Below are 22064 nucleotides of genomic sequence, written 5' to 3'. Positions count from 1 at the left end.
CGGCTCAGCCACCCGACTTGGCAATGAGATCAAGCTGCCCTCGCGCTTCCAGTTCATCGCGGACCAGCCGCTTCGGAATCTTGCCATAGCCGGACTTCGGCAGCGCCTCCCAGAAGAAGAAGCGCTTCGGCATCTTGTAGCGCGGCACCTTCGGCGCCAGGAACGCGGCGAGCTCCGCTTCGCTCACGGCGGCAGCGCCCTCGCGCGCGACGCAGACGGCAACGCCGACCTCGCCCCAGAACGGGTCGGGCACGCCGAGCACGGCGACCTCGCCGATCGCGGGATGGGTGAGAATCTTCTCCTCGACCTCGCGCGGATAGATGTTGGAGCCGCCGGAGATGTACATGTCAGAGGCACGGCCGGTGATGTAGACAAAGCCCTCCTCGTCCATATGGCCGAGATCACCGGTACGGAACCAGCCGTCGCGAAATGCCTTCGCGTTCGCCTCGGGATTGTCGAAATAGCCGGCGAACACGGCCGGCCCGATCACGCAGATCTCGCCGGTCTCGAACGGTTTGAGCTCGCGCCCGTCGTCGCCCTGGATCGACACCTGCATTCCCGTGCGCTCGAAGCCACAGGTGCCGATGCGCACCTGCGGGCCGTCCTCGGTATCGTGCAGGATCGCCGGCATAACCGTGATATTGCCGGTAACCTCGCCGAGCCCGAAATACTGCACCAGCACCTTGCCGAGCTTGTTCAGCGCCGCCTTCTGATCCTCGCGGTACATCGGCGCGCCGGCATAAATCACGAAGCGCAGCGAGGAATGGTCGTATTTGTCGACCGCCGGATGCTCGACCATCATCTTCAAGATGGTCGGGACCGTGAACAGGTTGCTGACGCGATGCGTCTCGATCAGCCGGAACGCTTCGGCGATGTCGAACTTTTCCGTCGGCAGCAGGATGGTCGGCACACCGCGCGCCGCCTGCACGAGCTGATGTACGCCAGCGCCATGCGACAGCGGCGCGACCACCAGCGAGGCATCGATCTCCGTCGTGCCCGGCATCAGGTCGGCAAGATGGTTGGTCACGACAAAGGCCATCTGGCCGTGGGTCAGCACCGCCGCCTTGGAGCGCCCGGTGGTGCCCGAGGTAAAGAAGAACCAGCACGGATCGTCGTAGTCGACCGCGGCGTTCTCGACCCTGACGCCGGCCTGCGCCGCGATGACATCGCTTACCGCCCGCTCGCCGAGCGAGCCCTCGCCGATCCGCCAGATGAATTCGAGCGCCGGATTGGCCGCCGCCGCGGCATGCTCGGGAAAATCGCCATGGCACAGAAACGCCTTGGCGCCGGAGGCGCTGGCGAGATAGGCGACCTCGTCCGGCATCAGGCGGAAATTGGTCGGTACCCACACCGCGCCGAGCCGGAAGGCCGCGAACATCGACCAGAACATCTCGTCGCAGTTCTTGGAATGAACCAGGATGCGGTCGCCCTTGACTACCCCACGCGCGGCAAGGCCAGCCGCCAGCGCCGACACGGCGGCATCGATCTGGCGCCAGGTCCAGGACTTGTCGCCCCAGATGAAGCCGACGCGATCGCCATGGCGGCGGGCATTCTGGGTCGCGAGATGGCCTAAGTTCATCACCCGGCGCGACATCCGCGCCAGGCCGCCGCGCGGGATCGGAATAGTCACGGTTTCAGTCACAGGGAGCCAACCATTACGCTTGAAAAGACAGACATCCAACGACGATAGCAGAAAGCGGCACGCCTGCTCAAATCCGTAAGCCGGGCGCTTTCCGCGATGATAATCGTGCGGCCGCTACAACCGAACTGACCCGCCTGCGCAAGTCCTCACGCAAAACGATTTGAAGGAAGCCAAATGATTGCCCGCAGAAAACTGATTTTATCGGGCGCAGCCGTCGTGCTGGCCGCGATCCTGCCGCGTCACGCCGGCGCGGCGGATGATCCCACCGCCATCCTGACCGCGATCTATACCCGCGTGATCAAGGGCAAGGGCGATGGTGGCGGAACGTTTGTGATCGAGAACAAGGCGGCGCGGGCGAAATATCTGTCGCACGCGCTGGCCACACTCTGGAACAAGGCGGACGCCCGCACGCGCAAGGGTGATGGCGGGCCGGTCGGCTTCGATCCCGTCACGAACTCGCAGGATCCCGACGTCAAATCGTACAAGATCGCTGCCGAGAAGCAGGCGGCCGACAAAGCTACCATGGCCGTCACCATCGAGGCTCGCCAGCGCGATGCGCGTGCCAACGCGGCCGACAAGACCATCCGCTACGATTTCGTCCTCGAAGGCGGCCAATGGAAGATCGACGACATCAAGGGTGCCGTCGACGGCAGCCCATGGTCGGTCCGCGCCCTGCTCGTCGATTCATTCAAGTACTAGGCATCGCAAGTACCAGGCATCGGCGTCCGCCGGTCGCGGTGCGTGGCCGGCGGGACAGGCGAAACTACTGCGGATGGTCGGCCAGATCCTGATCGCTCAGGCGCCAGTCCTGCCAGAGCTGAAGCGCCCCCAGCAGGGCGACGATTGCGCCGAGGGCGATGTGCCAGGCCCGAAGCATCTCGTCGCCGGCGTAACCCAGGACGAATGGCGAGGCCATCAGCCAGAGGCCGAGCGCGACCTCCCCCACCTCCTCCCAGCGCTGCAATGCGACATATTCGAGCTGGGCCAGGCCGAACACCAGCATGCCGACCACGAACGTGTTGAGGATCATGGTGCTGCGCTCGGAATCCATGACATCGTGACTGGAGAAGGGAAACCACGGCGATACAACGATCAACACGCCAAGCAGCATGCCGAACCAGTCTTCCCATGTGCGATGTTTGCTGAAGAAATTAAAGCCGGACATTGTAGACCTCCCCTTGAAAAAAGAGGCATACGTCGGCGGCCGCGATCACAGCATTTCCGATATCGAGCCCGGCCGCCTCGGCGGCGTATGTCATTCCAAAGACGTAGGAACCCTGCATCGCGTTGCAAGGCCCGCCGAAAGGCATCGTGGGGTAGAAAAAAGCCGCGTGGGGTCTTATTGCATCGCACCAAGCCGCTGCAAGGCGTCACGCGCGGTGTTCAGGCCCGGACTGAGTTCCAGCGCTTTGCGGAAATCGGCAATCGCGCCCACTTTGTCGCCGGCCTGCATCCTGCCCAGGCCGCGGTTGTTCCACGAATAGGCATCGGCCGGATCGTACTGCAGGGCCTTGTCGTAATCGGCAAGGCCGCCCTTGATGTCGTCCCGATAGAAGCGGATAAGCCCGCGGTTGCGGTAGCCTCGCGCATCCGATGGTGCGAGCCGGATCACTTCGCCATAGTCCGCTGCAGCGCGGTCAAGCTGCTCGAGCTCGCGATAGACATTGCCGCGGTTGATATAGGCGAGCACGTCCGGCTTCAGTTTGATCTGCATCGTGTAATCGGCGATAGCCCGTGCCATGTCACGCTTGCGGTGATAGGCGTAACCACGGTTGCCATAGGCGATGGCGAGCGATGGATTGTGCTTGATGGCGGCACTGAAATCGGCAATGGCGCGATCGAGATCGCCCTTGCCCCGCCAGGCATCGCCGCGATTGTTGTAGGCCAGCGCAAAGGACGGATCGAGCCGGATCGCCTCGTCATAGTCGGCGATCGCACGATCGAGATCGCCCTTGAAGCCATAGGCGCGGCCGCGATTGGTGAACGCGCAGGCCGAGGTGGGATCGAGACGGATCGACTCGTTGAGATCGGACAACGCAGCATCGAGCTGGCGCTTCTCGATCAGGCCATGACCGCGGAAGCAATAGGCGGTGGCGAGCCGGGCGCTGTTGTCGGGTTTGGCATCGATGACGGCACCGCAGGCGGCTACCTTGTCGTCCGGCGGCGTGGTCACGCTGATACAGCTTTGCCAGCTCTGGTCACTTTGGGCCAATGCCGCAGGCGGTTGCGCGGACACGGCTACGGTGCCCAGCAATATGGCGGTCAGGCAAGTCAAGCCACCCATGGTCGATCCCCGGCGATTTGTTTCCCATTCGTCGCCGGTTTGCATCGGCGGGTTCATGTCCCTAAATGAAAGGGCTATTCATCCGGGAATCGCCGCATGGCCGCCGTCCGCGACAACAAGGCTCAAAACCGCTTCGAACTCGATGTCGAGGGCACTGTCGCGTTTGCGAATTATCGCGTGACACCATCGGCAGTGATCATCACCCACACCGAGACACCCCGCGCGCTGCGCGGCCGCGGCATCGCTTCCGAATTGATCAAGGGAGCGCTCGAGCTGATCCGCGCCGACGGACGCAAGGTCATCGCCGGCTGCGGGTTCGTCGTGGACTATCTGCGCCGGAATCCGGAGTTTGCCGATCTGACGGCGTGAGGGCGCGCATTCCCTACAAGCTCGCTGTCGTCCTTGCGAACGCAGGGACCCATACGCCGCCTCGCTAATTGTTGCACGCGATGTAAGACAGGATCCGGCGCGCGTCCCGCCTATTAGGACCCTCCGTGCTTATGGACCCCCGCTTTAGCGGGGACGACAACGGTGGGTGGGCCGGTTCAAACGATCCGGATCGACATATCCGGCAGGCCCTCGATCTTGCACAGGATCACGTCGCCCTTCACGACCGGACCGACATTCTCCGGCGTTCCCGAATAGATGATGTCGCCCGCCTTGAGCTCGAAGGCTTCCGACAATTTCGAAATCTGCTCGGCCACGCTCCAGATCATGTTCTGCAGGTTGGAGTTCTGCTTGACCGTGCCGTTCACCGCCAGCGAGATCGCGCCCTTGGTGAAATGTCCGGTCTTGGCTGCGGGATGAATCGGCCCGAGCACGGCGGCGCGGTCAAAGCTCTTGCCGATCTCCCATGGCTTCTTCTCATCGCCCATCGCCCGCTGCAGATCGCGCCGCGTCATGTCGAGGCCGAGCGCATAGCCGTAAACATGGCCGAGCGCCTGCTCCGGCGGGATATTGGTGCCGCCCGATTTCAGCGCCGCCACCAGCTCCACCTCGTAATGATAGTTTTTGGTAAGCGATGGATACGGGTGATCGGCGACGGTGCCGATCGCGACGTTCTGAATCGCATCGGTCGGCTTCTGAAAGAAGAACGGCGGCTCGCGATTCGGATCAGATCCCATTTCCCGCGCATGCGCGGCGTAGTTGCGGCCGATGCAATAGATGCGCCGCACCGGAAACACGTCGGTCTCACCGACGATCGGAATCGTCGTCGTGCCAACCGGAAAAATCGATTTCGGCCCGGCCTGCGCCGCGGCCATTTCGCCTTGTACGGCCGTACCGGCCAGCGCCAGCGCGCCGGTGGCCAGAACGGTCCTGCGATCGAGATTGCTCATTGGTGTCCTCCTTATTCTCTGAGTCTTCTTGTCAACTCGCGTATCTACAGCGTTTTTCCCGCGAAGTGGATACCGTTTGCAGGTTGCTGCATTGCAATCGCAAAGAAAAAGGCCCGCATCGCTGCGGGCCTTCGCATGCGAGGCAAGCGTCAGTGCTTGATATCGGGCGGCAGCTTGCCGCCATTGGCGGCGAGCTTGGCCATGACCTGCTTGTGCAGCCAGATGTTCATGCTCGCGGAATCGTTGGTGTCGCCGGTATAGCCGAGCTCCTTCGCCAGCTCCTTGCGCGCGCCGAGGCTCGAATCGATGTCGAGCGCCTTCATCAGGTCGACGATCGAGGTGCGCCACGCCAGCTTCTCGCCCTTGGCCGCCACGGCCTTGTCGAGGATCGGCGCAACATCGACAGTCGCGGCGGCCGGCGCAGCGGCGGCCGCACCGGATGCCCCTCCCCCTGCAGCCGTGCCGCCGCCGGCCGGCGCAGCATCCGCCTTGCTGCCGAAGATCGCGCTCATGATTTTTCCGAAAATGCTCATCGTTCACTCCCAATGACTTGAGAAGGGGGTTTGAGTCCTGGCGGGCACCGTTTGATCCGCAGCACCACGGTCCGGATCGCCGGCAAGTCTAGCCAGCCGGGCGACACTTGCCAACGAAACCTTCACCTAAGCGTGAGTTCGTTTGTCGCTGTTGTTGATCACAGTTTGGGAGTACGCTGCCACTACAGTTCGCGACATGGCCAGTTCCGCTATCTGTCTTCGCGTCTGGCCGGATCGTGATCGTTTTATGAAAGGTCGCATTAGCGTCTTTCGACAGGCGTGCGATGCGGCCGCGAGGGAGACAGCGACCATGGCCACCTATCACGGCAATGTCACATCGATGGCGCAGAGCGGACCGCATGCCGCCGACGCCCCAGTTATCCGAACCATCGGCTTGTCAGAACTCCATCGGGCCCTGCAGCGCGGCTGGGAAGATTTCAAGGCCGTTCCGACCCACGCGGTCATCCTGTGCGTCATCTATCCCGTGCTCGGATTAATGTTGGCCCGCGCCGTGCACGGCTATTCGGTGATACCGCTGCTGTTTCCGCTGGCCGCTGGCTTTGCCTTGATCGGTCCGTTTGCCGCGGTCGGCCTTTACGAGATGAGCCGGCGCCGTGAACGTGGCGAACAGGCGACCGCGTGGGATGCGCTTGAAGTCGTGCGCTCGCCATCATTCGGCGCCATGCTCGGGCTCGGCGTGCTGCTGCTGGCACTGTTCGTGACCTGGGTGGCAACCGCACAAGCGCTTTACATCGCCGCGTTCGGCTATGAAGGCGCCACCGGCATCTACAATTTCGCCGAACGCGTGCTTACGACAGCGCAAGGTTGGTGGCTGATCGTCGTCGGTTGTGGCGTTGGCTTCGTGTTTGCTCTCGTCGCGCTTTGCATCAGCGTCGTCTCCTTCCCGCTGATGCTCGACCGTCACGCCAGCGCCGGCGATGCAATGGTCACCTCGCTGCGCGCGGTCGCACGCAATCCCGTGCCGATGGCCGCCTGGGGCCTGATTGTCGCTTTGCTGCTGGCCGCCGGAACGCTACCGTTCTTCCTCGGTCTTGCCGTCGTCATCCCCCTGCTCGGGCATGCCACCTGGCACCTCTATCGGGAAACGATCGAGCCGGAACTCAATCCACAGCCGCTTCCGCCCCGCCCGCACCGCGAGCGCAAGCCTGCCGCCGATTTCCCCGCCAACCTGTTCCCGTGGCGGCAGAAGGATAGCGCATAGGCCGCATGGGGGAACCCTGATCGTTCACGCCGCCGGTCGAAGCCCGACCGGCGGCGTCCGCTGTTCACTGCTCACTAACGATGAATTGAGCATGTTCGGCGGAATGCTATCTGGCACGACGACATCAGCCTTGTTTTGGCCGATCTTGCTTCGAACATTCGACACGGCGTGGACACTAACGTTGATCACGCATCGATTGTGGAGCGAACGGCACGATGACTTCCCACCTATCCTTGCGCACTCTCACTGTGGGCATGCTGCTGTTGATCTCTGCAGCGCCTGCGCTCGCCGCGCCCTGCGGCACGGGCCCGTTTGAAACGTGGCTGGAAGATTTCAAGAAGGAAGCCGCCGCCAAGGGAATATCCGCTTCCGCCATCCAGGCAGGACTTTCCGGCGTCACGCTCGACAAGAGCGTGCTGGCCCGCGACCAATCGCAAAAGGTGTTCAGCCAGACCTTTGAGGAATTCTCCGGCCGCATGGTGCCGCCGAGGATGACGCGCGGCTCCAACATGCTCAAGCAATATGGCTCCGTGCTGAGCCGCATCGAGCAGGCCTACGGCGTGCCAGGCGAAGTGCTGGTGGCGATCTGGGGACTGGAGACCGATTTCGGCGTCAACATCGGAAAATTCCCGACACTGCGCGCGCTGGCGACGCTGGCCTATGATTGCCGCCGCGCCGACATGTTCAAGGCCGAGCTGATGGATGCGCTGCGCATCGTCGAGCGCGGCGATATCGCGCCGCAGGACCTGCGCGGCGCCTGGGCCGGCGAAATCGGCCAGACCCAGTTCATGCCCTCGTCCTACGTCAAGTTCGCGGTCGACTTCGACGGCAACGGCCGCCGCGATCTCTTGCGCAGCGCACCGGACGTGCTGGCCTCAACCGCCAACTTCCTCGCCAACCACGGCTGGCAGCGCGGCAAGGACTGGGAGCCCGGCAGCGCCAATTTTGCTGCGATCAAGGAGTGGAATAAGAGCGAGGTCTACGCCAGGACGATCGCCTACTTCGCCACGCAGCTTTCGCGAGCCCCCTAAGCCGCAACGCAAAGGGCCGGCCGCAACGACCGGCCCCTTGTGACCATACCTATTTCGCCGCACTCGCCTGCATCGCCTTGCTCAGATGCGCTGCGCAGGCGCCGGCCTTGCCGCTCAGCATCGCATCCTGGGCCGCCGCGATCTCCTTCTGCGCGGCGATCTTGCCCTCGCCATCCGCCATGTTCTCGACCGTTGTTTCGGTCTTGCTCAGATTATCGCCGCTGCAGGCCGCTTTGACTCGCGCGGCGTCGGCGGGAGAAACGGCATAGGCCAGGGCAGCTATGACCGTAGCTGCGAGTAATTTGTTGAGCATGGTAACTCCCTTTTTTGTTTTTTGCGCAGGCGGCGCCATTGCCGCTGCAACGGCAATTGTTCGCCGAAGCGTAGAAACTTTGAGAATGAACTTCGCGCGAGATCACCAGCGTGGCGTGCAACGCCCTTATGCGGAATCACGTTTTTTCATTACGGTCCGGTAAGGAAGAATGCGCGGCTCCATCGGCATCATTTGTCGCGCGCAGCAAAATCATTCGACACAGCGACAACTCAGCGATCGACATGCCGTGTTTCAACACACGAGAAAGCGATTGGTGCGTCACGCCATTACTCTCTCGCGCCGCGGTCGATTCAGGGGCCGCCGGCATGCCCATGCTTCGCCCTCGCGCTGGCAACGGTCCGAGCTGCTTCAGAACCCTCCTTGAGATCACGAACGGCTGCAACATAATAATGAATGTAAATTCATCTATGATCAATTCATCGCATGCGATTCGCGCATAAGAAAGTTCCAAAACGCAGCGCTTACGAGCGCGCTTTATTCTGCAGATGACTTTCCTGCCGATGGGGAACCGTCCCGACGCATGTCCCGATGGATTCCACGATTAATCAGCGGCTTACGCGTAACCCCGCAATATTACGGCATTATTTCCGCCTCAGGACGGTTCAAGGGAGATTCTACCAGCTAATCGAAGGACTGCGTCAAAACGTTAAGCGCACCTTACCATCGCCATGCGTTTTGGGATTAGCTGCATCGCAACATAGGAACTTCTGCACTGCAAAATCTGAGCTATATTCATTTCAACGATTGACGCCCTTTCGAAGGGGTGAATCGTAACTGCAAGGAGACTACCATGTTGCTCTCGCTCATCCGCATGATCCAGGCATTCCGGGATTATCAGCGCAATGTCAGCGAACTGTCGCAGCTCAGCGATCGCGAACTCGCCGATATCGGCCTCGATCGTTCCGACATTCCGCGCGTTGCCGCTGGAACCTATAACGGCTGATCCTGTTCGGCCGTGAATGAACGGATAACGCCCGCCCCGCTGCGGGCGTTGTCGTTTTTGCCTCTCGTTTGACGTGTTTCCTCCACGCGGGGTCAGCATCAGCTTCACTTGAAAACGCTATTGCAGGTGCGCTTGGCGCGAAAACGCGGTAACCCTGCGCGCATGATTTCCTCCACCTCCCAAACTGATACCGTCCATGTGATTGGCGGCGGCCTCGCCGGCTCGGAAGCCGCCTGGCAGGTCGCCAATGCGGGCGTTCGCGTCGTCCTGCATGAGATGCGCCCGCTGCGGATGACCGAGGCGCACCGCACCGAAGGTCTCGCCGAACTGGTGTGCTCGAACTCGTTCCGCTCGGACGATGCCGCCAACAACGCCGTTGGGCTGCTGCATGCCGAGATGCGCCGGCTGGGCTCGCTGATCATGCGCTCGGCCGATGCCAACCAGGTGCCCGCCGGCGGGGCGCTGGCGGTCGACCGCGATGGATTCTCCGCAGCCGTCACCAAGGCGCTCGACGAGCACCCTTTGATCGAGATCGACCGCAGCGAGATCGCCGGACTTCCACCCGCCGAATGGGGCAATGTGATCGTTGCGACCGGCCCCCTCACCTCGGCCCCGCTGGCCGAAGCCATCCGCGCGCTGACCGACGAGAACGCGCTCGCCTTCTTCGATGCGATCGCGCCGATCGTGCACAAGGACTCCATCGACATGTCGGTGGCATGGTTTCAGTCGCGCTACGACAAGGTCGGGCCCGGCGGCACCGGCGCCGACTACATCAACTGCCCGATGACGAAAGAGCAGTATGACGCCTTCGTCGCGGCACTCTTGGCCGGCGACAAGGTCGACTTCAAGGAGTGGGAAACCAATACGCCCTATTTCGACGGCTGCCTGCCGGTCGAGGTGATGGCCGAGCGCGGCCACGAGACGCTGCGCCACGGGCCGATGAAGCCGGTCGGGCTGACCAACCCGCACAACCCAACTGTGAAGCCCTACGCCATCGTCCAGCTGCGGCAGGACAACAAGCTCGGCACGCTCTACAACATCGTCGGCTTCCAGACCAAGCTGAACTACGGCGCGCAGCAGCGCGTGTTCCGCACCATCCCGGGTCTCGAGAACGCCGAATTCGCCCGGCTCGGCGGCCTGCATCGCAACACCTTCCTCAACTCGCCAAAGCTTCTGGACGGCCAGCTGCGGCTGCGCGCGCAGCCGCGGCTGCGCTTTGCCGGCCAGATGACCGGCTGTGAGGGTTATGTGGAATCCGCCAGCATCGGCCTGATCGCCGGTCTCTATGCCGCCGCCAATGCGCGCGCGCAGTCGCTCGAACCGCCGCCGGCGACCACCGCGCTGGGCTCGCTGCTCGGCCATATCACCGGCGGTCATATTGAGACCATCGAGGCCGGAACGCGTTCGTTCCAGCCGATGAACATCAATTTCGGCCTGTTCCCGCCGCTTGCCAGTGTGCCGACCAAGAAGCCTGACGGCACGCGGCTGCGCGGCAACGAAAAGAGCGTCGCCAAAAAGCAGGCGCTCAGCGCCCGCGCGCTTGTCGACCTCGATCGCTGGATCGCGGATCATCTGCGCGTAGCGGCGGCGGCGTAAGGCCATGGCGTTGACCGGAGACGACGCCGCCACCCTGTCGGCGCGCTGGACCGAAGGCGTGCTGCTCAAGCGCGACGTATTCTCGACCGTCGAGCGCGGCCGCTTTCGCGCGGATGCCGGCGAGGTCGACGCGGTGCTGCGCCGGCTCGACCAGGTGCCGGTTTGGTCCTACCCCCTCGCTCGCCATCTGTTCGCCCGTGAGCGCCGCGCGCTGGCGCTGGCGCGCGAACTCAATGTCGGGCCGAAACTGCTGTGGGCCGGACGAAGAGCGCTGGTGCGGGGCTTTGTCGACGGCGTCGCGCTGCATCTGGCAAAGCCGCATGGCGACATCGCCTATTTCCGCTCCGCCAAGACAGCGCTGCGCAGACTGCACCGCGCCGGCATCTGCCACAACGATCTCGCCAAGGAGCAGAACTGGCTGGTGGGCCGCGACGGACGCGCATACCTGACCGACTTCCAGCTGGCCGTCTGCTTCAAGACGAGGAGCCGGCTGTTCCGGATCGCGGCCTATGAGGATCTGCGGCATCTGCTCAAGCACAAGCGCAGCTATGCGCCACAGGCGCTCACGCCGATGGAGCGCAAGATCCTGGCGCGCAAATCCTTCGTCGCCAGCCTCTGGCTCAAGACCGGCAAGAAGGTCTATCAGGCGATCACCCGCGGCCTCTTCAACTTCACCGATCGTGAAGGCGGCGGCCGCCGGCTGGTCAACGACGCGCCGGTCCTCGTCGAGCTGATCCGGCAGAATCCTGGCGTGCGCGACACCGCGATCGTGGCCTTCGCCGATCGCCGGGCTGGCGTGGGATTGTACGCTTTTGTCGAGGCCGACGATGTCGCACTGGAAAAGCAGTTGCGCAGCGAACTTGGCGCAGCCAAGGGCACCAGAGCGCCGGAGCACATCCAGGTCGTGCACGCGCTGCCGCGCGACTCCGCCGGCAAGCCGCGGACGGAGATCTTGCAGCTCGTCGCGATGAACCAGGTCGACCTGATCGAGCCACTGATCACGAGCGACGTCGATCGCGCGTTCCTGAAGGACATTCTGGAGAGCCGCAAGAATTTGCGGGATCGGTTCAATTTCGAGAGCAGCGAGTTGAATTCGCGGTAGCGCCTGATTCCAACATGTCGTCACCCGCGCAGGCGGGTGACCCAGTATTCCAGAGACGTTCGTGTAGATGGCAAGGCCGCGGCGTACTGGATACCCCGCCTTCGCGGGGTATGACGACTGATTGGGCGGCTACCTACCCGCCGAACTCCTTCGTCCGCGACGCGCGCCACAGCGTCCACAGGACCCGTAGCCGTGACGTTGCGTGCGGCACGAACGGATCGGCGTCGGCGCGCGACATGCGCTTGAGGTCGCGGTAGACCAACGCCAGCGGCAGGAATACCGGCCGCACTTCCGGCGGCACATGCGCGAGCAGCTCGAACGCCGTGCGAAGATGGTTTCGTGCCTCTGCGACCAGCTGGTCGATCGCGGCGCGGATGTTGGGCGTCTGCTTGCCCGAATAGACCTGCTCGACCCCGCTGCCGTGCTGTTGCAGCAATTGCAGCGGCAGGAATAGCTGACGCCGCGCGGCGTCCAGCGGCAGCGCTCCGACCACCTGCGCAATACCCTGGGCGAGACCGGCATGGCGGGAGAGATGGTCGATCGCCGGCGAGGGCGGCGCCGCGATCCGCGCGCCGAGCGAGAACAGCGCCGCGGATGTGTCCGTGAGGTAACCCTCCAGCGCCGCCATCGACGGCATCGGGTCGTTGTAGAGGTCGAACTGATGCTCCTCGATCAGCCGCGACAACGGCGCCACCGGCAGGCGGAATTCGCCGATCGTCTGCAACAGTTCAGCAGCGACCGGATTGCCCTCGACGCCGCCATGGCCGGCGCCATCAAGCATGTCGGTCCACCACTGCAGCCGCATTTCGCCGGGCAGCGGTTGGCTGACCTGCTCGCGCACCCGCGAGATCTCGACGTTGAAGGCGTAGACCGACAGCAGTGCGCGGCGCTGGGCCGCCGGCAGAAACAGCGTCGACGCATAGCGGGTAAAGTCATGCGTGCGCACCAGATCGGCGCAGAACGCGGCAGACGCTTTCGACGTCGCGCTCTCGGTCATGGTACCGCGATCAATGCCGCTGCAACGCGCCGCCGCTCGCCCAGCATGATGTTATAGGTGCGGATCGCTGGCCCGGTCTGCATCGCATCGAGCACCACGCGCACGGCACGCAGCGCTTCGCGCAGTCCGCGTGGCGGCACCCAGATCTCGGTGCCGGTGCCGACGATCAGCGTATCGATGGCGTTGGCGGCCTTGAACACCTGGCCTAAGGAATATTCGTCGATCTCGGCGGGCCTCGTCACCGGCCAGGCCCAGATGCCGTCGGGCAGGCACATCAGCGAGCCGCGATGCGACATGTCGGCGAAGGCGAAGCCGCCCTTGCCGTAGGCTTCGATCGGCGCCGACCTCGGAAGATGTGGAGCGTCCGAGGAACTGGCCATGATGAATTACTTCTTCGCAGGCGTATCCGGCGCGTCGCGGTGCTCGCCAACGCCAAGATAGATCAGGATCGGCGCGGCGATGAAGATCGAGGTGTAGGTACCGACCAGCACCACGCCGAACATCATCACCGCCGTGAAGCTGTGGATCGCATGGCCGCCGAACAAGAGCAGCGCGAGCAACGCCAGCGTCACCGTGACGTGGGTGATGATTGAGCGCGAAAGCGTCGAATTGATGGATTCGTTGAGAAGCTGCGGCATCGGCATCTTCTTGTAGCGCCGCAGCATTTCCCGAATGCGGTCATAGATCACGACGGTGTCGTTCAGCGAGTAGCCGAGAATCGTGAGCAGCGCCGCGATGCTGGTGAGGTCGAAATCGACCTGCGAGATCGACATGAAGCCGATCGTCAGCACGATGTCGTGGACGTTGGCGATCATGGCGCCGAGCGCGAACTGCCACTCGAACCGGAACCAGAGATAGATCAGGATCGCGATGATCGCCAGCATCAGGCCGAGCATGCCAAAGGCCAACAATTCGCCGGAAACGCGCGGCCCCACCACTTCGACGCGGCGGTAGTCGACGCTGTCGCCGAGCGCGCCGCGGACCTTGGTCACCGCTTCCTGCTGTGCCTTGTCGCCGCCGGGCTGTTCGGCAACGCGGATCAGGACGTTGGTCGCATCACCGAACTGCTGAAGCTGAACCTCGCCGAGGCCGAGCGTGCTGAGCTTGGCCCGCATCGCGGCAATGTCGGCTGGTCCGGACTTCGACTGCACTTCCAGCAGCGTGCCGCCCCTGAAGTCGATGCCGAAATTCAGCCCGTGGGTGAAGAACAGCACGATCGCGAGGATCGACAGCGCAGCCGAGATCGGAAAGCTGATGCGGCGAAAGCGCGTGAAATCGAAATGCGTGTCGTCAGGTACGATGCGCAGCGGCGGCAGCACGTCGAAGATCGCCACCACGGTGAGCACGGCGATCAGAACGCCCAGCCCGATGAGAACGTATTGTGTCAAAGCCGGCTCCGCATTCTCAAATTGGCACGGTCTTCGGCCGCTTCCATCGTACCCAGCCGGCGACGATCAGGCTGGTCAGCGTAAACGCGGTGAACACTGTGGTGATGATGCCGATGCCGAGCGTGACCGCGAAGCCGCGAACCGGCCCGGTGCCGATGTAGAACAGCACGGCGGCGGCAATGAACGTGGTGATGTTGGAGTCCAGGATGGTCGCCAGCGCGCGCCTGAATCCGGCGTCGATCGCCGAAATCGCATTACGGCCATGGCGCAGCTCTTCACGGATGCGCTCATAGATCAGCACGTTGGAGTCCACGGCAATACCGACCGTCAGCACGATGCCGGCGATGCCGGGCAGCGTCAGCGTGGCATTGAGCAGCGACAGCAGGCCGAAGATCATCGCGACGTTGATGGCGACCGCGACATTGGCAAACACGCCGAACAGGCGATAGGTCACCAGCATGAACACGATGACCATGATCGAGCCGACATAAGCCGCAAGCTCGCCCTTCTCGATCGAATCCTGGCCGAGGCCCGGACCAACGGTGCGTTCTTCAACCACGGTCAACGGCGCCGGCAGCGCACCGGCGCGCAGCAGGATCGCGAGATCGTTGGCGGCCTGAACGGTAAAGTTGCCGGAGATTTGCCCCGAGCCGCCGGTGATCGGCTCGCGGATCACGGGCGCAGAAATCACTTCATTGTCGAGCACGATCGCAAAGGGCAGGCCGACGTTTTCCGACGTTGCCTGGGCAAACTTGCGCGAGCCCGAACTGTTGAACTTGAAGCTGACGATCGGCTCATTGGTGCGCTGGTCGAAACCCGGCTGGGCGTCGATCAGGTCGCCGCCCGACACCAGAACTTGCCGCTTGATGACATAGGGGACCTTCGGCGAGGTCGAACTCATCAGCACTTCGGATTCGGCCGGCACCCGGCCCGCCTGGGCCTGGTCCGGCGGCACCGAGGTGTCGACCATCCGGAATTCCATCTTCGCGGTCTTGCCGAGCAGTTCCTTGAGATGGGTCGGATCCTGCAGGCCCGGCACCTGCACCAGAATGCGGTCGGTGCCCTGGCGCTGGATGATCGGCTCGACGGTGCCGAGTTCGTTGACGCGTTTCTCGACGATCTGGATCGATTGCTCGATGGTCTTGCGCATGCGGTCGAGCACCGCAGGCTGCGGGATCGTGATGCGGATCAGCCCGCCGCCGGCATCGCTCACCTCGAGATCGCGCTGCCCGCTGCCGCCCAGAAGTCCGCCGATCGGTTGCGCGAGGTCTCGCAGCTTGGGCAACGCGGTCGCCACATCGGCCTCTCGGCTGATGCGGACTTCGACCGCGTCGTTACGGACCGCAAGCCCGGTGTAGGCTACCTTGGCGTCGACGCGCAGCACGCGCCGCACCTCGTCGCGCACCTGCTCGAGCTTTTCCTTCTTCACATAGTTGGCGTCGACTTCGAGCAGCAAATACGAGCCGCCCTGCAAGTCGAGACCGAGCACGATGTGACGCTGGGCCCAGACGGGCCAGGTCTTCACCCGCTCCTGGGAGAAGAAGTTCGGCACCGCGAACAGGCAGACGATCAGCGCGGTCAGAATGATCGCCAGCGCCTTCCACCGCGAGAAATACAGCATCGAGTAGACCCGTCACTTCCAGGAAAATGCGCCGCAGTCAGCGGCGCGCAAAACTCAGCTCGCGGACGACTCGTCCTTGGCCTCACTCTTTTCCTTGGCCGGCTCGCCTTTGGCGCGGACGCCCGAAATCATCTGCCGCATCTGGCGGACGCGGACGCCATCCGAGATTTCGAACTCGATCTGGTCATCGTCGACCACCTTGGTCACCTTGCCGACCAGGCCGCCCGAGGTCACCACCGTGTCGCCGCGGCGGATGTTTTTGACCAGTTCCTGGTGATCCTTGACCTTCTTCTGCTGCGGCCGCAGAATCAGGAAGTACATGATCACGAAGATCAGTGCGAACGGCAGCAGCGACATCAACATGCTGTTGGCATCGCCTCCGGCTGCAGCCTGGGCGTATGCAGGGGTAATCAGCATTCGAACAATCCTCGCTAAGACGGAAAAGAACCGGCCATGCCTGGGCGCAGCGGCCTGGGCATGTCGCCGGTCCGGGCAAATTCGCGCGGACTATAGCGGCGGCGGGCCCAATTGCAACGCTCGCCACCCCCTGATTTAGGCCGCTTGCGGGAGCTTCCAAGGCCCGTTAAGGCTGCGCCGTCAGGAACTCCGGAAATGTCCAAAAAAGCCAAGAAAACAACGCCCCGCGTCACCCCCAAGGCCGCCTCCCGAGCGCCCGCGAAAACCGCGACAAAACGTCCGGCAAACACGCTCGACGGCGCCGCTGCCGAGCGGATCGCGACCGCCCTGGAAGCCATCGCCGGTCACCTCTCCGCCGCCGCCCCTGGGACCATCAGTCCCGAGCCGTTCGGGGCCGCCGACGCCTTCGTCTGGCACCCGGATGGTCGCCTGTCGCCGGTGCCGCGCGTCAGCCGCGTCGAGCTCGGCCTGCTCAAGGGCATCGACCGGATGCGCGACATCCTGATCGAGAACACCGAGCGCTTTGCCGACGGCCTGCCCGCCAACAACGCGCTGTTGTGGGGCGCGCGCGGCATGGGCAAGTCCTCGCTGGTGAAGGCGACGCACGCCAGCATCAATGTCGACCGCGAGCCGGCCGACCGCCTCAAGCTGATCGAGATTCACCGCGAGGACATCGAGAGCCTGCCCGGCCTGATGGATCTGCTGCGCAGTTCCGATTTCCGCTTCATCGTGTTCTGCGACGACCTCTCCTTTGACGGCAACGACGCCTCCTACAAGTCACTGAAGGCGGTGCTGGAAGGCGGCATCGAGGGCCGTCCCGATAACGTCATCCTCTACGCTACCTCGAACCGCCGGCACCTCCTGGCACGCGAGATGATCGAGAACGAACGCTCGACCGCGATCAACCCGGGCGAGGCCGTCGAGGAGAAGGTGTCGCTGTCCGACCGGTTCGGCCTCTGGCTCGGCTTCCACCGCTGCAGCCAGGACGAATATCTCGCGATGGTCCGCGGCTATTGCGGCCATTTCGGCATCGGGATCAGCGACGAGGAGCTGGAGCGCGAGGCGCTGGAATGGTCGACCACCCGCGGCTCCCGCTCGGGCCGTGTCGCCTGGCAGTTCACGCAGGAGCTGGCCGGACGGTTAGGTGTGCGGCTTTCGGGGAAGTAACCACGTGACGTGGGTGCGCTGAACGCCAAGCGATCCGCTGTCATCCCCCGCGAAGGCGGGGGATCCAGTACGCCGCGGCTTTGCGGCTCAATCGCAACTGCTCTGGATACTGGATCGCCCGGTCAAGCCGGGCGACGACAGCTACGGGTGTGGTGGCAACTCACGCCCCATTCAGGAATTGCAGCGGGTCAACCGGCGACGAACCCTTGCGGATTTCGAAGTGGAGCTGCGGCGACCCCACCTCACCCGATTGACCCGACTTGGCAATGATCTGGCCGCGCTTGATCGTATCGCCGCGCTTCACCATCAGCTCACTCGCATGGGCATATGCGGTGACGTAACCGTTGGAGTGCCGCACCAGAACCAGATTGCCGTAACCCTTGAGCTCGTTGCCGGAATAGGCGACGACGCCATCCTCGGCCGCCTTCACCGGCGTGCCTTCCGGCACCGCCAGGTTGATGCCGTCATTCGACTTGCCGTTGGTCTTGGCGCCATAGCTGGTGATCACCTTGCCGCGCACCGGCCAGCGGAAGGTCGGCAGCGCGCCGGTGGCTTCGCTGGGCTTGACCGGCGCAGCTTCCGCGGCGGCAGGCTTGTCTTCCACGATATTGGTCGTGGCAGAGGCGAGCCGCGCGCTCTGCGCCGGGCCGCCGACCGCGGCGACCTTGGTCGCGGGTGCTGCAACCGGCGCGGCCGGCTGGGCGGGAGCCGCGGCGACCGGCTGCGCCACCGGCGCAGCGGCCGCAGCCGACTTGGCGGCCGGCACCGTGAGCTTCATGCCGAGGCTGAGCTTGGCGGACTGATCGAGGTGGTTGGCCTTCGCGAGCTCGGCCACCGGCACATGGTTGCGGCGCGCGATGCTCATCAGCGTGTCGCCGCGATTGACGACATGGACGCTTGGCGCAGACGCCGAGACGGCAACGGGTTTGCTGGCCGCCGGTGCGGAAGCCGGTGCGGCCGCCGCCACGGCGCTCTGGCGCGGAATGATCAGTTGCTGGCCGGGCGACAGCACGCGCGGGCCCTTGTAGCCATTGGCCTGCAGGATCGCTGCCGGCGAAACGTTGTAGCGCTTGGCCAGAATATCGAGCGTGTCGCTGGTGCCGACGATGATCGTGGTGCCGCCCGGCGCGGCCGGACGCGCAGCGGCGACCGAACGCGGCGGCACCGTCGCCGTGGTTTCGATCGGCGAATGGGTCGGCGGCGCATAGGACGAAACCCCGCGCCCTCCTCCCGACACCCCACCCGAACTGGCGGGATACGCAGACGGCGCAGCGACAGCGGGAGGTGGCAAGGACTGGGACTGGAATTGGGGCGCCTGCTGGGACTGCGGGCGGGCGTATTGCGGCGGCTCGCGGCGTTCGGCGGCGGGAGCGCGCACCGTGCCGGTGGCTTCGGGCTGGGAGGCAAAGGGATTGGAGAACGAGCTGTCGGAAAAGCGCGTCTGCATATCGGCGCTGCAGCCGGCAAAGCCGACCGACATCAGCGCCAGCACCGCGACCTGCGGCACCCGACGCGAGCGAAGCAACTCGGCGAGACGGGACATGGTTACTCACTCGTACGCAACAAAATACTGTTTTGAGTAAACACGTACCGAGTAAATAACGGCTTAACCCTTGGAATAAGATGTTGGCGGGAACCGCCAATCCGGGCTTTTACAGCTCGCGCGCGATTCCCGGCAGCGCCGGGACGAAGCGGACGTCGACCAGCTCCTTGCGCTCGAAACCGCTCTCGGTCCTGGTAACACGGACCAGAGTCTGGGTGCCGTGATGCGGGCCGACCGGCGCGATCAGGATGCCGCCGGGCTGCAGCCGCTGCAGCAGTTTTTCCGGAATTTGCTCCATCGCCGCGGTGACGATGATGCGGTCGAAATCGCCGGCCCCGGGCGGGATGTCGAAGCCGTCGCCCAGCAGCACCTCGATGTTGTAGTAGCCGAGGCTTTCAAGCTTGGCGCGAGCGGCATCGGCGAGCGTCCGGTAGCGCTCGACAGTCAGCACATGGGCGCATAACCGCGACAGCACCGCGGCCTGATAGCCGGAGCCGGTCCCGATCTCGAGCACCTTGTGGTCCTTCTGAAGCTGCAGCTGCTCGGTCATGTAGGCGACCACGAAAGGCTGGCTGATGGTCTGACCGCAGGCGATGCCGAGCGCGCTGTCGCGGTAGGCATGGTCGCGATCGCCTGATGCCACGAACGCCTCGCGCGGCACCTCCTCCATGGTCCGCAGCACCGCCTGGTCGCTGATCCCCCGCCGCCGCAGCGTGAGCTGAAACATCATCTTCTCGGGCGGTTCTTGCGACATTGCGGTCTCGTGGCAGGCGCTGCCGCCGATCGAATGCTTCGGCTCGCCGAGATGTAATAGCCTATGCGCGCTTAAGGAAGAATTTCCTCAACTTTTTGGTTCCGAATGTGGGAACTGCAGTCGCGTCCCGGCGTTAGGGGCCGGGAATCGCGGCTGCTGTCCGCCTCGAGCGTGCTGGGCCAGTTGATGTCGACATTGCACCAAGGGACGTTTTTTGCGAACCTCGACCCTCGGAAGGGCAAGGAATCCATCATGGTAGCGACACGGCCGGCGGGCTGTTCTGTTTTCCTCGTTGAAGACGAGGTCATGATCCGCATGATGGTCGCCGACATGCTGGAAGAGTTGGGCCATAGCGTAGCCGCCGAGGCTGGAGATATCGGCGAAGCGGTCAAGCTCGTGCAATCGACCGAGTTCGACCTCGCCATTCTCGACGTCAACGTCAACGGCAAGGTGATCACGCCGGTGGCCGAACTGATCACGGCGCGCAACCGCCCGTTCATCTTTGCGACCGGCTACGGCTCCTCCGGCCTGCCCCAGGAATATCGCGACCGCCCGGCTTTGCAGAAGCCATTCCAGCTCGAAACGCTGGCGCAGGTCATCGCCGCGACGATGAAGAGCGCGCCGGTTTAAGCCGTCAGCCGCACATTCAGCTGTAAACATCCATTCAGCTGTCATCATCCGCGCAGGCGGATGATCCAGTATCCCAGAGACCTGCGATAGAATCGAGAAGCCGCGGCGTACTGGATCCCCGCCTTCGCGGGGACGACGACTGGTTGTGAGGTTACCGCTCGATCCTATTTCGAGGATACCGCTCGACCTATCGCAACGTCGCCGTCAGCGCTTCCGAAAATGCCTCGTCGGTACGGTCGAGCCGCAACGGCGTCACCGACACGTAGTGCGCCGCCAGCGCGGCAAGATCGGTGCCTTCGGCCGGCGTATCCATCATCGCGGCACGCTCAAAGCCGATCCAGAAATAGGGATTGCCGCGACCGTCATGGCGCTTGTCGACCTTCAGGAAGCCGAGATTGCGCTTGCCCTGCCGCGTCACGCTGATGCCCCTGACCTGATCGGGCGTGCAGGCGGGGAAGTTGACGTTGATCACCGTGTTCTTCGGCACGCCGGCATCGATCACCTTGCGCAGGATGTCGGGCCCGAATTTCAGCGCGGTGTCCCACAGCGGCGCGTGGCGGGTCTCAATGGAAAATTCCTGGCTCAGCGCGAACGACGGAATGCCGAGGATCGTGCCTTCGAGCGCGCCGGCGATGGTGCCGGAGTAGACGACGTCCTCGGCGACGTTGCGGCCCTTGTTGACGCCTGAGAGCACGAGATCGGGCATCTTCTCGCCGAGGATGTGGCGCGAGCCCATGATCACGCAGTCGGTCGGCGTGCCCCGCACCGCGAAATGGCGCGGGCCGACTTCGCGCAGCCGCAGCGGATCGTTGAGCGACAGCGAGTGCGAGACGCCGGACTGGTCGAGCTCCGGCGCCACGATCCAGACATCGTCGGACAGCGCGCGGGCGATCTCCTCGACGATCTTCAGGCCCGGCGCATGGATGCCGTCGTCGTTGGTGCAGAGGATGCGCATCCGTCAAAGTGCCTTCTGTTCGAGATCGGTCGGCCCTGCCGCCGGGGTCGTCTTATCGCCCTATCGCCGCCGAGGCAAACCAGTCGATTCGCTCAGGTTTTCTTCATCCAGACGCGCCACGGCCGTGCAAATCTGGCGGCGCCGTCCATTTTCATCTGCAGATCCGGCGAGGCCTGTTTCACCGATTCGGCGGGCAGAAGCGGCGGAATCGGAGCCGCCGGCGGGGCCGGTGTGATTGGCGCGGGTTCGACGGAAAGCGGCCGCTCTGGTTGCGGTGGCGGGGACGCTTCGATGGAATCGATCATCGGAATGAGCGCGGCTGAGGGAAGCTCCACTTCCGCCTCCGGTGGCCTGTGGCGCGCCCGCGCCACCGCCAGCCCCTTGTCGAAATCCGCGCTGTTGAGCCACGCCTTGGCATGTATGCGCGCGATCAGATCGTCGTCCCACAGATCGGCGACCTCGATGTCGAAGACGCCCATTAGCCGTTGATCGATCAATTGCATCCCGTGGCCGGTAACAGCCCATTGCCTCCCGATCCAAAGGATGTCGCGATGCAATGCCATTTTGC

The 22064-nt window shown here is 63.7% G+C and carries 25 protein-coding genes; 9 read left to right on the top strand and 16 right to left on the bottom strand.

The features are described from left to right. Positions 1-4 precede the first annotated feature (4 nt). On the bottom strand, positions 5-1579 hold the full coding sequence (locus QA643_RS19625) for an acyl-CoA synthetase (RefSeq protein WP_283034856.1): 1575 nt from the start codon (positions 1577-1579) through the stop codon (positions 5-7). A gap of 237 nt (positions 1580-1816) precedes the next feature. Here QA643_RS19625 and QA643_RS19620 point away from each other — a divergent pair, with 237 nt between their 5' ends. Next, positions 1817-2341, top strand: coding sequence for a DUF3828 domain-containing protein (locus QA643_RS19620; protein WP_283027564.1), 525 nt, complete (start codon positions 1817-1819; stop codon positions 2339-2341). Between the two features lie 64 nt (positions 2342-2405). On the opposite strand, the gene QA643_RS19615 is transcribed toward QA643_RS19620, so the two are convergent. Then, entirely contained in the window at positions 2406-2807 is a 402-nt protein-coding gene (locus QA643_RS19615) for an SPW repeat protein (RefSeq protein ID WP_283027563.1), read from the bottom strand. Between the two features lie 174 nt (positions 2808-2981). Next, positions 2982-3926, bottom strand: coding sequence for a tetratricopeptide repeat protein (locus QA643_RS19610; protein ID WP_283027562.1), 945 nt, complete (start codon positions 3924-3926; stop codon positions 2982-2984). Between the two features lie 96 nt (positions 3927-4022). Between QA643_RS19610 and QA643_RS19605 the strand changes: the two genes are divergently transcribed. Next, a complete protein-coding gene (locus QA643_RS19605; protein WP_283027561.1) occupies positions 4023-4295 on the top strand; it encodes a GNAT family N-acetyltransferase in 273 nt (90 codons plus the stop codon). 176 nt (positions 4296-4471) lie between these two features. On the opposite strand, the gene QA643_RS19600 is transcribed toward QA643_RS19605, so the two are convergent. Next, positions 4472-5263, bottom strand: a complete 792-nt coding sequence (locus QA643_RS19600; RefSeq protein ID WP_283027560.1) for a fumarylacetoacetate hydrolase family protein — start codon at positions 5261-5263, stop codon at positions 4472-4474. A 149-nt stretch (positions 5264-5412) separates the two neighbouring features. Further along, complete coding sequence (locus QA643_RS19595; RefSeq protein WP_283027559.1) at positions 5413-5796, bottom strand: DUF3597 domain-containing protein; 384 nt, start codon at positions 5794-5796, stop codon at positions 5413-5415. A 310-nt stretch (positions 5797-6106) separates the two neighbouring features. Between QA643_RS19595 and QA643_RS19590 the strand changes: the two genes are divergently transcribed. Both QA643_RS19590 and QA643_RS19585 read left to right on the top strand, forming a co-directional pair. Further along, entirely contained in the window at positions 6107-7018 is a 912-nt protein-coding gene (locus tag QA643_RS19590; RefSeq protein ID WP_283027558.1) for a DUF2189 domain-containing protein, read from the top strand. A gap of 215 nt (positions 7019-7233) precedes the next feature. Further along, positions 7234-8049: a lytic murein transglycosylase gene (locus tag QA643_RS19585; RefSeq protein WP_283027557.1), complete on the top strand. Its 816-nt coding sequence runs from the start codon at positions 7234-7236 to the stop codon at positions 8047-8049. A gap of 49 nt (positions 8050-8098) precedes the next feature. On the opposite strand, the gene QA643_RS19580 is transcribed toward QA643_RS19585, so the two are convergent. Continuing rightward, positions 8099-8401, bottom strand: a complete 303-nt coding sequence (locus QA643_RS19580; protein ID WP_283027556.1) for a hypothetical protein — start codon at positions 8399-8401, stop codon at positions 8099-8101. 97 nt (positions 8402-8498) lie between these two features. Continuing rightward, a complete protein-coding gene (locus tag QA643_RS19575) occupies positions 8499-8696 on the bottom strand; it encodes a hypothetical protein (protein ID WP_283027555.1) in 198 nt (65 codons plus the stop codon). Between the two features lie 477 nt (positions 8697-9173). Between QA643_RS19575 and QA643_RS19570 the strand changes: the two genes are divergently transcribed. From QA643_RS19570 to QA643_RS19560, 3 genes are all read left to right on the top strand, one after another. Continuing rightward, a complete protein-coding gene (locus tag QA643_RS19570; protein ID WP_016846063.1) occupies positions 9174-9326 on the top strand; it encodes a DUF1127 domain-containing protein in 153 nt (50 codons plus the stop codon). 162 nt (positions 9327-9488) lie between these two features. Further along, positions 9489-10922 (top strand): methylenetetrahydrofolate--tRNA-(uracil(54)-C(5))-methyltransferase (FADH(2)-oxidizing) TrmFO, encoded by a 1434-nt coding sequence (gene trmFO, locus QA643_RS19565; protein ID WP_283027553.1) that lies wholly within the window; start codon positions 9489-9491, stop codon positions 10920-10922. Positions 10923-10926: 4 nt separating this feature from the next. After that, complete coding sequence (locus QA643_RS19560; RefSeq protein WP_283027552.1) at positions 10927-12024, top strand: serine/threonine protein kinase; 1098 nt, start codon at positions 10927-10929, stop codon at positions 12022-12024. 133 nt (positions 12025-12157) lie between these two features. Here QA643_RS19560 and QA643_RS19555 read toward each other — a convergent pair whose 3' ends face one another. Genes QA643_RS19555 through yajC form a run of 5 tightly spaced genes read right to left on the bottom strand, consistent with a single transcriptional unit; the run spans position 12158 to position 16447 of the window. After that, positions 12158-13021, bottom strand: coding sequence for a phytoene/squalene synthase family protein (locus tag QA643_RS19555; protein WP_283027551.1), 864 nt, complete (start codon positions 13019-13021; stop codon positions 12158-12160). Further along, on the bottom strand, positions 13018-13401 hold the full coding sequence (locus QA643_RS19550; protein ID WP_283027550.1) for an Mth938-like domain-containing protein: 384 nt from the start codon (positions 13399-13401) through the stop codon (positions 13018-13020). Before QA643_RS19550 ends, QA643_RS19555 begins: the two co-directional genes overlap by 4 nt. 6 nt (positions 13402-13407) lie before the next feature. Continuing rightward, complete coding sequence (gene secF, locus QA643_RS19545) at positions 13408-14409, bottom strand: protein translocase subunit SecF (protein ID WP_283027549.1); 1002 nt, start codon at positions 14407-14409, stop codon at positions 13408-13410. Between the two features lie 16 nt (positions 14410-14425). Beyond that, positions 14426-16030, bottom strand: a complete 1605-nt coding sequence (gene secD, locus QA643_RS19540; protein ID WP_283027548.1) for a protein translocase subunit SecD — start codon at positions 16028-16030, stop codon at positions 14426-14428. A 54-nt stretch (positions 16031-16084) separates the two neighbouring features. Beyond that, complete coding sequence (yajC, locus tag QA643_RS19535; RefSeq protein WP_283027547.1) at positions 16085-16447, bottom strand: preprotein translocase subunit YajC; 363 nt, start codon at positions 16445-16447, stop codon at positions 16085-16087. A gap of 195 nt (positions 16448-16642) precedes the next feature. On the opposite strand from yajC, the gene QA643_RS19530 reads away from it, so the two are divergent. Continuing rightward, positions 16643-17614, top strand: coding sequence for an ATP-binding protein (locus QA643_RS19530; protein ID WP_283027546.1), 972 nt, complete (start codon positions 16643-16645; stop codon positions 17612-17614). Between the two features lie 160 nt (positions 17615-17774). Here QA643_RS19530 and QA643_RS19525 read toward each other — a convergent pair whose 3' ends face one another. Together QA643_RS19525 and QA643_RS19520 are read right to left on the bottom strand one after the other, a co-directional pair. Beyond that, on the bottom strand, positions 17775-19157 hold the full coding sequence (locus QA643_RS19525) for a LysM peptidoglycan-binding domain-containing M23 family metallopeptidase (RefSeq protein WP_283027545.1): 1383 nt from the start codon (positions 19155-19157) through the stop codon (positions 17775-17777). 109 nt (positions 19158-19266) lie between these two features. Then, the gene (locus tag QA643_RS19520; protein ID WP_283034855.1) at positions 19267-19884 is read right to left on the bottom strand and encodes a protein-L-isoaspartate(D-aspartate) O-methyltransferase; all 618 of its coding nucleotides are present in this window, start codon (positions 19882-19884) and stop codon (positions 19267-19269) included. A gap of 279 nt (positions 19885-20163) precedes the next feature. Between QA643_RS19520 and QA643_RS19515 the strand changes: the two genes are divergently transcribed. After that, entirely contained in the window at positions 20164-20541 is a 378-nt protein-coding gene (locus QA643_RS19515) for a response regulator (protein WP_283027544.1), read from the top strand. Between the two features lie 187 nt (positions 20542-20728). On the opposite strand, the gene surE is transcribed toward QA643_RS19515, so the two are convergent. Further along, positions 20729-21496 (bottom strand): 5'/3'-nucleotidase SurE, encoded by a 768-nt coding sequence (gene surE, locus QA643_RS19510; RefSeq protein ID WP_283027543.1) that lies wholly within the window; start codon positions 21494-21496, stop codon positions 20729-20731. Positions 21497-21588: 92 nt separating this feature from the next. Continuing rightward, positions 21589-22059: a hypothetical protein gene (locus tag QA643_RS19505; protein ID WP_283027542.1), complete on the bottom strand. Its 471-nt coding sequence runs from the start codon at positions 22057-22059 to the stop codon at positions 21589-21591. Positions 22060-22064: the final 5 nt, after the last annotated feature.

Origin of the sequence: Bradyrhizobium sp. CB3481 (assembly GCF_029714305.1) — a bacterium.
Taxonomy (GTDB): domain Bacteria; phylum Pseudomonadota; class Alphaproteobacteria; order Rhizobiales; family Xanthobacteraceae; genus Bradyrhizobium.
This window is presented reverse-complemented; position numbering and strand designations above follow the sequence as displayed.

What these genes read in the sequence shown, in the direction of transcription:
- QA643_RS19625 (WP_283034856.1), bottom strand. Translation starts at nt 1,579, where the DNA reads ATGAACTTAGGCCATCTCGCGACCCAGAATGCCCGCCGCCATGGCGAT.
- QA643_RS19620 (WP_283027564.1), top strand. Translation starts at nt 1,817, where the DNA reads ATGATTGCCCGCAGAAAACTGATTTTATCGGGCGCAGCCGTCGTGCTG.
- QA643_RS19615 (WP_283027563.1), bottom strand. Translation starts at nt 2,807, where the DNA reads ATGTCCGGCTTTAATTTCTTCAGCAAACATCGCACATGGGAAGACTGG.
- QA643_RS19610 (WP_283027562.1), bottom strand. Translation starts at nt 3,926, where the DNA reads ATGGGTGGCTTGACTTGCCTGACCGCCATATTGCTGGGCACCGTAGCC.
- QA643_RS19605 (WP_283027561.1), top strand. Translation starts at nt 4,023, where the DNA reads ATGGCCGCCGTCCGCGACAACAAGGCTCAAAACCGCTTCGAACTCGAT.
- QA643_RS19600 (WP_283027560.1), bottom strand. Translation starts at nt 5,263, where the DNA reads ATGAGCAATCTCGATCGCAGGACCGTTCTGGCCACCGGCGCGCTGGCG.
- QA643_RS19595 (WP_283027559.1), bottom strand. Translation starts at nt 5,796, where the DNA reads ATGAGCATTTTCGGAAAAATCATGAGCGCGATCTTCGGCAGCAAGGCG.
- QA643_RS19590 (WP_283027558.1), top strand. Translation starts at nt 6,107, where the DNA reads ATGGCCACCTATCACGGCAATGTCACATCGATGGCGCAGAGCGGACCG.
- QA643_RS19585 (WP_283027557.1), top strand. Translation starts at nt 7,234, where the DNA reads ATGACTTCCCACCTATCCTTGCGCACTCTCACTGTGGGCATGCTGCTG.
- QA643_RS19580 (WP_283027556.1), bottom strand. Translation starts at nt 8,401, where the DNA reads ATGGCGCCGCCTGCGCAAAAAACAAAAAAGGGAGTTACCATGCTCAAC.
- QA643_RS19575 (WP_283027555.1), bottom strand. Translation starts at nt 8,696, where the DNA reads ATGGGCATGCCGGCGGCCCCTGAATCGACCGCGGCGCGAGAGAGTAAT.
- QA643_RS19570 (WP_016846063.1), top strand. Translation starts at nt 9,174, where the DNA reads ATGTTGCTCTCGCTCATCCGCATGATCCAGGCATTCCGGGATTATCAG.
- trmFO (WP_283027553.1), top strand. Translation starts at nt 9,489, where the DNA reads ATGATTTCCTCCACCTCCCAAACTGATACCGTCCATGTGATTGGCGGC.
- QA643_RS19560 (WP_283027552.1), top strand. Translation starts at nt 10,927, where the DNA reads ATGGCGTTGACCGGAGACGACGCCGCCACCCTGTCGGCGCGCTGGACC.
- QA643_RS19555 (WP_283027551.1), bottom strand. Translation starts at nt 13,021, where the DNA reads ATGACCGAGAGCGCGACGTCGAAAGCGTCTGCCGCGTTCTGCGCCGAT.
- QA643_RS19550 (WP_283027550.1), bottom strand. Translation starts at nt 13,401, where the DNA reads ATGGCCAGTTCCTCGGACGCTCCACATCTTCCGAGGTCGGCGCCGATC.
- secD (WP_283027548.1), bottom strand. Translation starts at nt 16,030, where the DNA reads ATGCTGTATTTCTCGCGGTGGAAGGCGCTGGCGATCATTCTGACCGCG.
- yajC (WP_283027547.1), bottom strand. Translation starts at nt 16,447, where the DNA reads ATGCTGATTACCCCTGCATACGCCCAGGCTGCAGCCGGAGGCGATGCC.
- QA643_RS19530 (WP_283027546.1), top strand. Translation starts at nt 16,643, where the DNA reads ATGTCCAAAAAAGCCAAGAAAACAACGCCCCGCGTCACCCCCAAGGCC.
- QA643_RS19525 (WP_283027545.1), bottom strand. Translation starts at nt 19,157, where the DNA reads ATGTCCCGTCTCGCCGAGTTGCTTCGCTCGCGTCGGGTGCCGCAGGTC.
- QA643_RS19520 (WP_283034855.1), bottom strand. Translation starts at nt 19,884, where the DNA reads ATGTTTCAGCTCACGCTGCGGCGGCGGGGGATCAGCGACCAGGCGGTG.
- QA643_RS19515 (WP_283027544.1), top strand. Translation starts at nt 20,164, where the DNA reads ATGGTAGCGACACGGCCGGCGGGCTGTTCTGTTTTCCTCGTTGAAGAC.
- surE (WP_283027543.1), bottom strand. Translation starts at nt 21,496, where the DNA reads ATGCGCATCCTCTGCACCAACGACGACGGCATCCATGCGCCGGGCCTG.
- QA643_RS19505 (WP_283027542.1), bottom strand. Translation starts at nt 22,059, where the DNA reads ATGGCATTGCATCGCGACATCCTTTGGATCGGGAGGCAATGGGCTGTT.